Here is a 14847-nt window from a genome sequence, read left to right as displayed (position 1 = left end):
CCAAATTTAGTTTTTTACATAAAATTCTCAAGGCCACATATCCCACTACGTGAACGAAAACGGGAATTTCAGCCCCAAGCAGTACACAGACGTTCACTAAACGAAACAAAAAACCTCATTTCTATAAAAGTTTGAGTGTTTCTCTGCCATCTTATTTTTTTTATGTTCATTATCATGAAAACGTCTCGTTGTCCTATCTGGGTCTTTGTATGGTCACTCATCCTGGCGACCAGTGTCTGGAGCATACCCGCCCCCGAAAAGAACTACGAGGTAAGACAACCCGACGGAACCACCCTAACCGTAACCAAGAAGGGGGACGAAAGATTCCATTACGTCGAATCCGTTGACGGCTACCCCATGACCCGCGACAGCAAGGGCGTACTCCGTTACGTAGGCGATGACGGCAAACCCTCTTCCAGAAAGCCGCACAAAAAATCAGACGCCCTCAGCAAACTCCGCGAACAAATCAGCAACCCTATCAATCCGGACGCCCCGGCAAAAATGGATAGCGCCAATACGGAGCAATCCACCCCGTCGCCCCTCCGTATGCCCGCCGTAAATCCCAACCTGAAATCCGGAGAAAAAAACGTCCTAGTCGTCCTCGTCCAATTCCAGGATGTGAAATTCTCTTCCGAGAATCCCCAGGCCGTTTTCGATAGTCTACTCAACCAGGAAGGATACAAGCTAGGCGGAAATCAGGGCAGCGCCAGAGATTACTATGTAGACAATTCCCTTGGCATATTCAAGCCCCACTTTGACGTGGTCGGTCCATTCACTGTCAGCAACACAGTAGCCAATTACGGAGAACTATCCCGCAACGGAACCATGGGGGCGCAAAACGCCTTGAAGGAAGCGCTGGACTCTCTTAAAAAACAGAATTTTGATTTTAGCAAGTACGACAACGACAACAACCGTTACCTAGACTTCGTCCACATGATCTTTGCCGGCTTCGGCGCCCACGATTCCAAACAGGATTCTTCCATTTGGCCCCATAAATGGATATTCAGAAGTCCCTACAGGGTTTCGACATCCCTGAGAAAGACCTACTACGTAGAACCCTACGCCTGCAGCGCCGAACTGGATGGAGCAACGAACCAGCAAGATTCCACGACAAAAATAACATCGGGTGTCGGGCAGTTCCTTCATGAATTCAGCCATCTGTTAGGTCTTATGGACCTGTATTCAAACAACGATACCATTTTCACGCCTTCCACCTGGGACCTTATGGACGCCGGAGCCTACGACCGTCTAACGACTAAAGAAGCGGCAGGAACGGTTCCGCCAAATTTATCTGCATTTGAGAGACTTTCACTGGGCTGGATTTCTACTACGGAATTGAATATAAAAGGATCCGTCAAACTGAGTGGCCTCCAGAACAACGTCGCCCTGCAAGTGACCAGCCCCAAAAATCCCGACGAATTTTTCTTGATGGAATACCGCAGTTCCTCGGGATGGGACAAAGCCTTGCCTACCCACGGCATGCTCATATGGCATATCGACTATAACAAGAATGCCTGGGATTCCGCCGCCGTAAATACGGGCGTTCACCTGCACGTAGACATCGAAGAAGCCAGCGGAAACGGAAGCTATCAGAACCGAACAAGAACGCCATTCCCCGGAAGCGCGCGAGTCAGAAGTTTTAACAAATTCATCACCTGGGGCAACACAGACCTGGGGGTATCCATTAGCAATATTTCCGAATCTCGCAACTATTCCTACATCACGTTCAATGTGGATATGGACGCCGACTCAGGAAGCATCGACCTGATGGAAGGTACTGCAGAGGACCTGATGGAAGTACCCTCGGACAGCGTTCCCGTGGATGAAGAAATCATCGATCTCCAGGTATCTTCCAGCAGCAAAGCGGAAGTGGAACCGGAGCCTGAATCCAGTTCCTCCCCCTGGATTGAAATCGCCGAAGAGGACGTTACCGGAAACAGGCTTTCGCAGACAAATTTTGAAAGCACGCAAGTCAAGACCTTGCAGGTTTTCTCTATGAACGGTCAGCTTTTATTCCAGGAAGAATTCACCGGCAGCATGCCCACAGAAAAGCTTCGCCATTATAGGCAACCATTGATGCTATCGGTAAGCCGCAACGGCAAAAAAATCGGGCACAGTTTATTTATATTTAGGGAATGAATTCTCTAAAGAAACTTTTGAAAAATCTGGCTCATGGTGGAACCATTGTCGGTCTTATCGTAGCCATCATAATTCCCTTTCTCATTTACCTCGGACCTAATGTAGGCCACAAGTCCACCATACAGATGCTGGATCTTAAATTGCCTATGCCCCTATTCCTCGTGCAGCTCGCCGCAGGGATCGCCCTGCTTGTCATGCTTCACAAGGATTTGCGCGATTGGCTCAAGTCCATCCTACCGGCGAAACCTTACTGCATCGCCATCCTGGTCTTTACAGCAGCCATTACCATTTTTGCCGGCACCCAGATTGAGGCCCGCCATCGAGTCCAAAGCGATGAAAGCATTTTCCTTTCTGTTGCACAGAACATGTTCTACAACCAGGAATCAGGAACTTGCAACCAGGGGTACTTCGAAAACGGTTCCCTGAACTGCATCGCCAAATCCAACAGCTTCAAGACCAAGGGTCTGGCATTCCTCTACCTCATCGGTATGCCGTTCCTCGGCACTGATCTTCATTGGATATTCAACATGGAATTGGCCATGCTTCCTCTGGCCATCCTGCTCATGTTCCTGGCCGTGGTCGCCTGGACAAGGCAACCGCTCCTAGCCTTCTTCGCCTCCCTGTTAATGGCGCTACAACCCACCGTACTTTTCCAGTTCCGCGCCATGTCCGTGGAACCCCTCTACATTTTCCTTTCGGCCCTGGCACTCCTGGTTTTCAAATGGACCTATGACCGTAACACAATCAAGCATTGGGCCATACTGGCACTGGTTCTGGCCTTCTTCGCCCAGACCCGTCAAGAAACAGTATTCTGCTTTGCGCCCTTCATCCTGTTTGCATTACCCAAACTGTTGGATTCCAAAAGCGCCAAGTGCCCCACCTTCTTCGTTATCCTTTCCGTATTCTCTACCCCCGTTTTGCTGACCATCAGCTACTTCCAGGGATTCGGTTTCCAGGGGGGCGAATTCAGCGCCCACGGCCACTTCCTTGAAGACCTGGTCAAGAACTGGCAAGAGATGACCTTACCCCTCAAGGAAAACGGCGAACTGACCAACCCCTTCCTGACTTACTTCAACTATCTGTTTGCCGTTGGCGGAATCTACCTGCTATGCAGAGCCGTCTGGGATTCCGTTAAGGGATCCGGAGAAAGCCGCTACTTCTATCTGAAAATGCTGGCGTTCCTGCTCCTCTACCATATCCAGACCTACATGATTCTTGAAAACGTCTCCGGGGATTTCGGCATCCAGATCAACCAGCGCTACAGCCTAGTCATGATTCCCAGTATGGCTTTCGTGGCAGCACTGCCCATAGCCCACTTGATCCAGGCATTGGCCAACAGCCTAAGTGACAAGAAGCCTTCGCCGGTCACTCTGATCGCCATTATGATACTGGTCGCCCTCGGCTTTACCGGGTGGACGTTCCACTACAAGGCAGACTTCAACAACAACATCATGTATAACCGCAATCACCTGACCGTAGAAGAACATTCCATCCTAGAATGGCTGGGAGAACTTCCCAAGAAACCGAGGATGTTTATCTATGGCAGACCTTGGCACTTTGTCGGTTACGGAATTTCTTCCATTCATTATGACAGGGCCAGAAATCTGTCCTCCGAAGATATGCAGAAATTGATAGATCGCTACCAGGGAGAAGTCTATTATATCCGTGGACTGGATTGTTGGGATAGCAAGACCTACCACAAGAAAGCAGTGGAACACCGCATCCCCACCACTTGCGACGTATTCGAGCGCGAAATGGAAATGGACGGAATCAAGAACATCCTTATTACGAACAACTACTGGGTTCAAATCGCCAAGTTTAACGGTCGCAAGAACTACAATACTCAAAAGATTATTGACGTCCAGGAACCCAAGCTAACCGAAGCACAGCCCGCAGAAAAAAACTTGAACGAGGTTGATGAAAACACAGACGTAAATAAAGTCGTCACCGACACCTTGAGCATTTCCTACTCCCTAAAGGAATCTAGCGAAGCCATCGCAAACTGGGAACTGATCATTACTCTGAACAACAAGATTATGATCCGCAAGCCTTACCAACTTGGTGAGTTCCAGCAGGTCACCTCGACGGAGGCCTTGCAGCCCGGTTTCAACCAGTTCCGCTTTATAGTTAATGACACAAGTAAGCAGAAAAAACTGGTAGACAAGGTGATTAACTATATGAACAAGGAAGGTGGCGCCATTCCGCTAACCGAATTGAATTATGAAAGTCATCAGCAAGGCTGGGGCAATCTTCACTTCAACACAAGCATCGAAGGGAAGAAGATGACCGTTGACGGGCAAAATTACGACAGCGGACTGGGAACCCATTCCCCCTCCCAGACGACTTACGATGTCGGCGGCAAGTACTCCCTATTCCGCACCACAGTGGGTCTGGATGACGAATCCCTCTGCAGTGACGGCGTTTTTGTAGAAATTGAAGGTGACGGAAAGGTGTTGAATTCTACACCGGTCTTCACAAATGGTACCGCACACACCTTAACAGTTCGTATTGAAGGTGTCCAAAAGCTAACTTTGAAGTCGACCCCCAAGGGCAGCAAGGACTGCACTCACGTAGACTTCGTAAATGCAGTTCTTATTCCCTAGTTTAAATCGGTTAGGTTAAAATGCTTTTATCTGTTATTATTCCCGTCTTTAACGAAGAAGAAATCGTTGCCAAGACATACGAAGTTCTTGAAGAAGAACTGAAAAACGTGGAACATGAATTAATTTTCGTGAACGACGGATCCAAGGACCGCACTCGCGAAATTGTAGAAGGTTTACTTCCCAGCAACCCCAACAACAAGATCGTGAACTTCAGCCGCAACTTCGGTCACCAGGCAGCCTTTAGCGCAGGCCTGGACAAGGCTTCTGGCGATGCAGTCGTCATTATTGACGGTGACCTGCAGGACCCGCCCAGCCTGATTCACGAAATGCTGGAAAAGTGGCGTGAAGGTTATCAAGTTGTCTACGCCCAGCGCAACAAGCGTGCCGGCGAAACCATTTTCAAGAAGTTTACCGCATTTGCATTTTATCGCCTTATCGGCAAGTTGACCAGCATCGAGATTCCGCCCGACACAGGCGACTTCCGTCTTATGGACCGTTGCGTGGTGGACCAGCTGAAGAACCTGCCGGAACGTAGCCGATTCCTCCGCGGTCTCGTGTGCTGGGTAGGCTTCAAGAAAATCGGAGTCAAGTACGATCGAGCCGAACGTACTGCAGGCACCTCCAAGTATCCCCTAAAGAAGATGCTCCGACTGGCGTTCGACGGCATTACTGGATTCAGTTCCGCCCCCTTGAAGCTCAGTTTCTACGCAGGCATGTTTGCCACAATCGTGGGACTCGGTCTGTTCGTCTGGTCCATTATCGAAAAGATTTTCTACCCCACCACCACGGTTCCCGGCTGGGCATCTCTCATGACGGCCATCGTGTTCTTTGGCGGTGTACAGTTGATTTCCATTGGAATCATGGGCGAATACATCGGACGAATCTATGACGAAGTCAAGCAGCGTCCCCTGTACATCGAAGACAAGAAATAGTAGACAGCCACGAGTGATGAGTGGCGAGCATTGAGATTTAAACAAGGCGGCGAAGCCGCGTTAAACAGAGCAGAAAGCAACGCAGTTGCGAGCTCGAAACTGAAAACTGAAAGCAGAATATGAACAACAAATTATTCGTTATGAGTGCCGCTAGTGGCGCAGGCAAGACCACCCTCAAGGACCTGGTCATCAAGGACTTTCCGGACATCAAGTATTCCATCTCTGCAACCACCCGCCAGCCCCGTGCCGGTGAAGTCGATGGCGTTCATTACTTTTTCAAGACCAAGGAAGAATTTGAAGAACTGATCAAGAATGACGGTCTGATTGAATGGAATGAAGTTCATGGAAACTACTATGGAACTCCCAAGAGTTTCGTTGAACAGACTCTGGCCGAAGGCAATCGAGTCCTGTTTGACCTTGATGTTTTCGGCAAGGTGAATTTTGACAAAGTCTATCCCACCGCAACAGGCATCCTGATTCTCCCGCCCAGCGACGAAGAATTGGAACGTCGCCTCCGCGGTCGTGGCACCGACTCCGAAGAAGTCATCCAGCTCCGCCTTGCAAACGCCAAGAAGGAAGTTGAATTTGCTAAAACTCAGGGCAAGTACGAACACATCATCGTCAACGACGACCTGCAAAAAGCCGCCGACGAACTCCGCGCCATCCTGAAAAAGAAATAAAAAATCGTTGAAATAAAACAGTCAATCCCGAGAGGGCTCGGGATTGACAAACAAAAAATCGTTGAAGCGAAACTCAACGACCAGAATGTGCAACGCACATTCTGAGCAGGGGTCCAGGAGGGCAGTTAGCCCCCATGCATCTTTATAGAAGCTCTCTTTAGGCGATCGTTCAAGGCCATCCCCACCCCAACATTGGGAATCGGGTCCACCAAGATCAAATCGTATTCCGGCAAATCCAGATCATGCATGTAGGCATACAGTTTGGCGGTCGCTTCCAACATATCTCCCTTTTCGGAAAGATTAAGGGTAGCGGGAATCGGCCCGACGGTATCACCAAATGCAATACGCACAGTATGTTCCGGAAGTTTGAATCCGGCAGGAACCTCGCCGTAATAAAGAGGCACCTGAGGGCGGTAATGGGTATCGCACTGGCCAGGAGCGGCCATGGGTTGACCCGGCTTGGATGTAGATTCCTTGATAGCCACCTTGCCCAAGACCTTCTCCACCATTTCGGGAGTTATGGCACCGGGGCGAAGAACCGTAGGAATTTCCGTCACCACGGATATGATGGAACTTTCAACGCCCACGTCGCAGGCGCCACCATCAACAATACCCGCCAACCCACGATCAGCCAGCTGGTCTGCCACATGCTGGGCGGTTGTGGGGCTCACGTGCTTAAACAGGTTTGCGCTAGGGGCCGCCAAAGGCACACCAGCCTTGCGGATAATTTCCTGGGCAATGGGATGAGCCGGGAAGCGTACAGCTACAGAAGGAAGGCCGCTAGTACACAGGTCAGGGATGCAATCCTTCTTGGGAAGGATCAAGGTCATGGGACCAGGCCAATAAGCTTCAGCCAGCTTGTAGGCCGCCTCGGGAATATCCTTGGCAATATCCTTCAACTGTTCCACATCGCAAATATGAACAATCAGGGGATCAAAGGTCGGACGTTCCTTAATGGCAAAAATCTGTGCCAGAGCCTTAGGCTCGTATGCATTGCCGGCCAAGCCGTAAACCGTTTCGGTAGGAATAGCCACCACCTGCCCGTCTGCCAAAAGTCGGGCGGCTTCATCCACTGATGTCCAAGGGGGAAATTTCATGATGGCCCAAATTTAGAAATTTGACACCGATTCTGCTAGATGCAAAAAAAGGATGGCCCAAAGGACCATCCTTAAATTTTTGCATTTATCCTTAGGTTTCCGCTTATTCTGCGGTTTCGGCAGCGGGAGCCTCTGCAGCAGCAGCAGCAGCTTCTTCAGCCTTGGGTTCATCCTTGCGGCCAAAAGCGAACACCTTGTCGCAGGCGGAGTTAAAGCGGTTCCAAGTCTTCTCGGAATGTTCACGGGGAACGGCACCCACTTCCTTCCAGAGGCGACGGAGGTGCTTCACCTTGTTCATGGAAGCGCCCACGGTAGCTTCGCTCAGGTCGGTCAGCAGGTCTTCGGCCTGTTCGCAGAGCAGCAACTTCTTCTGAAGGTTGTTCTGGCGAGCCTGTTCCTGAATGTCCAGCTGGTCACGACGGCGGGTGAAGAAGTCATCGCAGATTTCGCGGAAGCGCTTGTACATAGTCATGTCTTCGGCTCCGCAAGAACCGGCTTCACGCCATTCCTTCTGGATTTCGCGGACAGCATCGGCCAACTGGTTGGAACCGGCGCTTTCTGCAAATTCAGAAACCTTGTTGATCATTTCCTGCTTCTTGGCCTTGATTTCGGCAAGGGCGGCAGCCAGGGTTTCATCGGCTTCTGCCAGGCGGGCAAGAATCTTATTGTAAACGGTATTGAAGCGATCGCTGATAGCTTCTACGGCTTCCTTGGGAACCATACCCAAAGACTTCCATTCTGCTTCGGCGGCCTTCAATTCTTCCAGGGAAGTCTGTTCGCTAGTACCTTCCAGCTTTTCGCAAAGGGCGGTCTTGGCCTCCAGATTCTTCTGCTTGGAAGCATCCATTTCTTCGAAGTGAGCACGCTTCTTTTCAAAGAAGGCATCGCAGGCGGTACGGAAGCGAGTCCAGATTTCGTCAGACTTGCTCTTGGGTACGGGGCCAGTAGCCTTCCATGCATCCTGCAGCTGTTTTAACTTGTTAGAAGTTGCATTCCAGTCGCTGGATTCCTGAATGGCTTCTGCTTCCAGGCAGAGGGCAACTTTCTTTTCGTAGTTAGCTTCGCGGGATTCATCTTCAGCCTTCAGGTTTTCCTTATGCTGAGCATAGAAAGCGTTGGTAGCGGCCTTGAAACGTTCGGTAAGGGCAGCCACGTTTTCCTTGGGAACCATGCCGATGTTCTTCCAGGATTCCTGGAGTTCCTGAACGGACTTGAACTTGTCCTTCCAGAAAATTTCAGCATTGGCAACCAGTTCTTCGATCTTCTGGCAAATGGCTTCCTTGTCGGCCAGGTTCTTAACGCGTTCTGCATTCATCTCTTCGATAAAGGCAGTGCAGTTTTCCTTGACCTTTTCATAGTAACCCTGGAAGCGATCGCGGTAGTCCTGAAGCTTTGCTGCAGATACGGGGCCGATTTCCTTCCAGCGGTTGCTGAATTCGCGGAGCTTGCTAAGAACGTTCTGGCTAGCTTCTTCCTTGGTCAGTGCTTCCATTTCGGTCAGCAGTTCATCGCGAGCCTGTTCGTTACGCCAGTTTTCCCACTGCTGCATTTCCTGGAAACGGCTGGTTGCAGCCTTATATTCCTGCCACAGGTCGTGGTACTTGAACTTCTGTTCGCCAACGATTTCCTTCCACTGGTTGTAGCATTCACGAACCTTCTTGTTCAGTTCGCGGAAGTCTTCATTTTCGTCGAAGGACTTGACCTTTTCGATAATGGCCTTCAGCTTGACGGAGTTTTCTTCAACCATCTTCTGAGCGGATTCAGTGAAGGAAGAAATCTTTTCGGAAAGCTTATTGCGAAGAGCATTGTAGGACTGAAGGATCGGATCTTCACCTTCAAGCAGTGGCAGCTTTTCCCATTCGCGGACAATGCCGTGAAGGTGCTTACCGGTAGTTTCATTTACGTCGGTGTCAGCCAGAGCCTGCAGACGTTCCAGCAGTTCCGGACGGGCGGATTCGTCAGCAGCGTCTACAGCAGGAGCATCCACCACCACAGGCTTGCGGACTTCCTGAACCTTGAAGTAGGCGTTGTTAAAGCGCTTGATCAAGGAGGCATCCATCATGGACTTGCCTTCGGCCCAATCGTTCAAGATAGCGTCAACGCGTTCTGCGCTATCGGCCAACTTGTTTTCGGAAACCAGCTGTTCCAGTTCTTCGAGGCTAGCAGAAAGAGCGGCAATCTTGGCGGCCTTTTCGACGGCAGCCTTTTCAGCGGCAATCTTTTCGGCATTGGCTTCATCGCAGAACTTATTAAAGCTTGCATAAACTTCATCCAGGGCAGCCTGCTTGTCACCCATGCCCAAGGCGCGGGCTTCGGCCATCAGTTCTTCAAACTGAGACTTCACAGCCAGAGGATCCTTCTGGGCAGCCAGGTGATGTGCCTGACCCAGCAGAGCCTCCTGCTTACCTGCCAACAGAGCAGCAGCCTTCTTGCCACCATCTTCGGCTTCCTTCTTGGCGCGAATCTTATCGGCCACCATCTTACGGACGGAAGTATGCTTGGAGCTCTTGGCGATGTCAGCCATAAAGGATTCAGAAGTCACCTTTTCGGCAGCGGCCATGGCAACGGATTCCTTGGCATCGCGGGTAGCCACAATGGTAAGAACGCTAGCCTTGGTGCAAGACTTCACCAGTTCTTCGCGAATGGCATCGCAAGTAGCGGCAGCCTTCAGCAAGTCATCGGCGAAGTGAGTATCCTTAATTTCAGAAAGCAGTGCAATATCTTCACTCGTTGCAGAATCCAGGGACTTCAGCTTCTTGACGATTTCTTCCAGATAGCGGTTCTTTGCCAGGGACTTTACACTTTCGTCGGCATCATTCTGAGAGATGCGCTTGAGAGTATCCAGGCTAGCCACCTTCTTGACGGCAGCTGTACGAACACGAACATCCACGTCGCTGGCAAGACCTTCAATAATGTCCTGATCGTCGACTTCGTCTACTGCCTTGAGGCGGATAGCGGGGTCAGACTTTTTCCAGTTCGGTTTTACAAAATCAAATAAGCTCATAAATTTCTCCAATAGGTAGACAAGCCCTTGGGGGCTCGTGTATAGCATAATCTAACTAAAAAAAGTTTTGTCAATAAAAAAATGGCAGAAATTAGGTGCTTTTTACACTATTAACTATCTTTGTTGCCGTGGCAAGACGAATTCCCAAACTAAACGCACCCGAAGAAGTTCATAACAAGCTCAAACCCGAGCTGCTGACCGACTTCTGCGAAGTGTACATCCCCATGGCTCCCGATGTCTATACATACGGAGTCCCTGTTGGCGTCACCCTGAAACGCGGTGATGTTGTATGGGTTCAGTTCGCCACACGCAAGAAGCCTGCCCTGGCCGTAGTTTCCAAGGTACACCAGCAGCGGCCCTCATTCCAGGTGCGCCCCGCCTACCCTCACCAATCCGGATTCTCCTTTAACGAACGATATATGGAAAATCTGGAATGGGTCGCCAGGTATTATATAAGCACGCCAATGAAATCGCTATTTGTTTTTTGGCCTGCCGATTTTGAAAAGTTCCTGGACGCCCTGGCCGCATCGAAAAATTCAGACTTGCCGGCAGACACCCCTAGTGCAACCATAAAGCCATCCGCAGAATCTACCGCCCAGCCGCCGCTGACGTTAGAACAAAATAACGCACTGCAGTCCCTAGTCGCCGATCTTAACGGCACAGGTTTCCGCGGCACCCTCCTTCACGGCGTTACCGGTTCCGGCAAGACCCGCATTTATCAGGAGTTAGCCCGAGTCGCCCTGAGCCAGGGCAAAAAAGTTTTAATCCTGGTTCCCGAAATCGGTTTGACACCGCAGACTTCCAAACGGTTTGAAGACTTTCTGCAAGTTCCCATCGTGGTTCTGCACTCCGCCCTGTCCGCCCCCAAAAAGCGAGAAGGCTATCTGTCCATTATGCGCGGTGATGCAAAAGTAGTCCTTGGTACCCGCAGCGCCATTCTGGCTCCCTTCGACTTTGACCTTGTCATCTTAGACGAAGAACACGATTCTTCTTTCAAGCAGCAGGACCCTGCCCCACGATATCACACCCGTGAACTAGCATTCCACTTGGCATTCAAGCATGGAGCCCTTGTGGTTTTAGGCAGCGCAACTCCTTGCCTTGAAACCTACACAAACGCACAAACCGGAAAGCTAAAGCTGTTGACGCTAAAGGAACGCGCCACCCAGGCACCCATGCCTCACATCGACATCGTAGACATGGGCAAGAACCGCCAGCAGAAAGGCATCATGCTCTCCCCCGCCCTCCGCGAAGCCCTGACCGAAAACGTGGCCGCCGGAGACCAGGCCATCATCCTGATGAACCGCCGCGGTTATTCAAAGGTTCGAGTCTGCACGGAATGTGGAGAAACCCTTTACTGCAAGAACTGCCACATTCCTCTGGTATATCATAAGCAGTACCGTTCTCTCATGTGCCATTACTGCGCCACCCTCTACCCCGTAAACACCCCCTGCGGCAGCTGCGGAGCAGACACCTACGAATTCGTGGGCGGAGCCATCGAAATGCTGGAAGAAGAAATCAACGGCTGGGTTCCCGGAGCCAAAGTCATCCGCATGGACCGCGACACCACCCAGAACGTAGGTGCCACCGAAAAAATTCTGGACCAGTTCCGCAGCGGTGAATTCAACATTTTGCTTGGCACCCAGATGGTTGCCAAGGGCCACGACTTCCCCGGAGTTCGCTTGGTAGGAATCGTCGGAGCCGACAGCGGCACAGGCATCCCCGATTTTAGAACAACCGAACGTCTTTACCAATTATTGAGTCAGACGGCAGGTCGAGCCGGCCGAGCCTCCCGCAAATCCGACGACCCGCAAAGCGACCAAGGCCGAGTCTTCATTCAGACTTTAAAGCCCTCCGAGCCGGTGATGCAATTTGCCATTCACCATGACTTCGAAGGTTTCGCCTCCATGGAAACTGACGACCGACAAGCCGCCTGCTACCCGCCCTTCTGCAAGCTGGTAGAAATCAGCTGCGGCAGCAAGGACCCAGACCTTTTACGCCATACGGTGGAACGTCTAGAAAACATCCTCCGCGCCGACAAGAGCTTTATGGTATTAGGCCCCGTAGACGCCTTCGTCCCCATTGTGCAAAACGTACACTGGACCAGACTCTACATCAAGACACAGGATCTGGCCCCCGTGCGGAGAATTCTTTCGCCCATCGTCAACTCCCCCAAACCCTGGGTTATGGGAGTAGATATAAAGGTGGAAATTCAATAGGAAACGCATACAAAAAAAAACGGATGTTCCTTATAGGAGCATCCGTTCTTCGTTAGAAACGTTTTGACTTAGAACACAAAGGTAATCACACCAGCCAAAAGACCTGCACCGGCAACGCCATAGAAAACGTTACGGAGCGTCTGATGATGGTCGATATCATCTACAGCCTTTTTCTGAGCAGCCTGTTTTTCTTCGTAATTGCTGAACACAGAAGTGTTATAATCGTTAGCAACATCATTAGCCTTTGAGTTCTCATAGATGCCCACACCTACACCACCGGCAATAAGAACTGCGGCAGCAATTCGGGTCCATGCGCGCCAAGTCCAGGACTCGCCAGACTGCTGCTGAGCCGAAGGCATATCGCTACCGTAGGCATATTCTGCAGTAAGGCCGCGGGTTTTCAATTCACCAGCAAGAATAGAATCGGACTTGGCCTTCCAATTGACAAATTCAGGTTCATTGGCAAATTCATTCACAGAGAAAGAACCGTCCACGTCAAAGGGAACTCCGCCACGGCTCAAGTAAAGATTGGACATTGCGATATAGCGGTCGCCAGCCTGAGTCTTCAACGGGAAATTCAGATATTCCACTTCGGTCTTGAAAGGAGCGGAACGATCAAAGGTTGCAGCCTTGTCAATCGGCATTTTCATCACACCGCTAAACAAGAACGGAGTTGCGACATCCAAGGAATCCACCACGGACACGCTGAAGGTTTCAGCTTCAGAATCATAAGAACCAATGGTCACCTGAGCCTTGGGAGCTTCGGCACGAATAGTCTCCGCCTGAACAGCAACCATGTAGTCGTTCAAGACTTCAATGGCGCGAAGCAGACGTTCACGATACTTGTCACAACGGGAAATCAGTTCACTATACTGACGGTTTCCTTCTTCTTGCCACTGATCCCTACGGCGAGCGAATTCTTCGGATGATTCGTTTGGCTGCTGGGGAGACAACTTGGGGTAAGTGGCCATAAACTTGTTGATCATCTGAGTGCGTTCGCCATCAGTCTGTCTGATACGATTTTCGATGATAACCACACGAGCCTTATACTCTTCAGACTTTGTGGAATTCTTGAGCAGAAGTTCAGAAAGTTTGATTTCACCTTCTCTAGAGAAAATGCTCTGTTCTTCAAGAACAACATCAAGTTTCAACTTGGTATTGGCCTTCAATTCAACTTCTACAACTCTTGTTTCGTAAGAGGGATAAGAAACGGTCACCGTCAACTTGCCAGGAACAACGCTTTCGAACTTAGCGGGAGCTTCCAAGGACTCACCCGTAGTAGACAGAACCACTTGAGCATTTTCGGGGAAGGTACGCACTTCTACATCGGAGTACATACCAGACTGAATCTTCCTGATTTTATCAGCCGCTTCTTCAAGTTCAGCGATACGCTTTACTGCAACGCGGGAACGTGCTTCAGAAAGTGACTTAACTTCCTTGTCGTAGACAGCTCTGCGTTTTTCAAAATCAGCCATCTTTTCAAATTCGCCCTTGGGAGCCAGAGGGGGCAATTGAGCCTTGACATCGGATTCAATCTGCTGTACGAAAACGTGGGCGGCGGTAACGCTGTCCATAATCAGCTGCAGTCGGTTGGAATAAATGTTAAAGTCGTCGGTATCCTTGGCGGTCAACTTATCCAGATCCAAAGCAGCACCAGCAGGAGCCACATTAGCCACAGGGGTAGGACTCTGCGGAGCCGGTTCTGATGCTACGGGAGCAACCGACGGTACGAAAGTAGCAGGTTGTTCGGCAGCCGGGGCAGGAGCCGGAGCGGGCTGGGCCACAGGAGCGGGTGCCGGGGCAGGAGCCGGAGCGGGCTGGGCCACAGGGGCGGGTGCCGGGGCAGGAGCCGGAGCGGGCTGGGCCACAGGGGCGGGTGCCGGGGCAGGAGCCGGAGCAGGCTGAGCCTCAGGAGCGGGTGCCGGGGTAGGAGCCGGAGCGGGCTGAGCCTCAGGAGCGGGTGCCGGGGTAGGAGCCGGAGCGGGCTGAGCCTCAGGAGCGGGTGCAGGAGCTGGGGCCGGAGCGGGCTTAGGAGCAGGTTTTGCCGCGGGAGCAGGTTCATCCCAACCAGCGTCGTCCCAACCTACAGAATCCCAATCATCAGCCAAAACAACCGAACTGCAAAGTACTAGCGCTCCAAAAAGAACTTTTAAATTCATATCGCGTCCCTCAAAAT

8 protein-coding genes are annotated in these 14847 nt (G+C 51.0%); 5 read left to right on the top strand and 3 right to left on the bottom strand.

Annotated elements, in window-relative coordinates:
- Positions 1–174 precede the first annotated feature (174 nt).
- The 4 genes from BUB94_RS07170 to gmk all read left to right on the top strand — a co-directional run bounded on the left by BUB94_RS07170 (position 175) and on the right by gmk (position 6354).
- Complete coding sequence (locus tag BUB94_RS07170; protein ID WP_175549693.1) at positions 175–2139, top strand: M6 family metalloprotease domain-containing protein; 1965 nt, start codon at positions 175–177, stop codon at positions 2137–2139.
- Entirely contained in the window at positions 2136–4742 is a 2607-nt protein-coding gene (locus BUB94_RS07165; RefSeq protein ID WP_073235544.1) for an NPCBM/NEW2 domain-containing protein, read from the top strand. The genes BUB94_RS07170 and BUB94_RS07165 overlap by 4 nt, the downstream gene beginning before the upstream one ends.
- A gap of 20 nt (positions 4743–4762) precedes the next feature.
- Positions 4763–5674, top strand: a complete 912-nt coding sequence (locus BUB94_RS07160) for a glycosyltransferase family 2 protein (protein WP_073157257.1) — start codon at positions 4763–4765, stop codon at positions 5672–5674.
- A 119-nt stretch (positions 5675–5793) separates the two neighbouring features.
- On the top strand, positions 5794–6354 hold the full coding sequence (gene gmk / locus BUB94_RS07155) for a guanylate kinase (RefSeq protein ID WP_073157260.1): 561 nt from the start codon (positions 5794–5796) through the stop codon (positions 6352–6354).
- A gap of 125 nt (positions 6355–6479) precedes the next feature.
- On the opposite strand, the gene BUB94_RS07150 is transcribed toward gmk, so the two are convergent.
- Both BUB94_RS07150 and BUB94_RS07145 read right to left on the bottom strand, forming a co-directional pair.
- Complete coding sequence (locus BUB94_RS07150; protein ID WP_073235541.1) at positions 6480–7451, bottom strand: L-threonylcarbamoyladenylate synthase; 972 nt, start codon at positions 7449–7451, stop codon at positions 6480–6482.
- A 103-nt stretch (positions 7452–7554) separates the two neighbouring features.
- Positions 7555–10455, bottom strand: coding sequence for a DUF349 domain-containing protein (locus tag BUB94_RS07145; protein WP_073235538.1), 2901 nt, complete (start codon positions 10453–10455; stop codon positions 7555–7557).
- 128 nt (positions 10456–10583) lie between these two features.
- Here BUB94_RS07145 and priA point away from each other — a divergent pair, with 128 nt between their 5' ends.
- Positions 10584–12671 carry a replication restart helicase PriA gene (priA, locus tag BUB94_RS07140; protein ID WP_073235723.1) on the top strand — a complete coding sequence of 696 codons (2088 nt, stop codon included), beginning with the start codon at positions 10584–10586 and terminating at the stop codon, positions 12669–12671.
- A 68-nt stretch (positions 12672–12739) separates the two neighbouring features.
- Here the strand turns inward: priA and BUB94_RS07135 are convergent, their stop codons facing one another.
- Positions 12740–14830, bottom strand: coding sequence for a PEGA domain-containing protein (locus BUB94_RS07135; RefSeq protein ID WP_175549692.1), 2091 nt, complete (start codon positions 14828–14830; stop codon positions 12740–12742).
- Positions 14831–14847 lie beyond the last annotated feature (17 nt).

Source organism: Fibrobacter sp. UWH9 (assembly GCF_900129715.1).
In the GTDB taxonomy this organism is placed as follows: domain Bacteria; phylum Fibrobacterota; class Fibrobacteria; order Fibrobacterales; family Fibrobacteraceae; genus Fibrobacter.
Note: the sequence above shows the minus strand (reverse complement) of the source record. Positions and strands in the feature narration are given on the sequence as shown.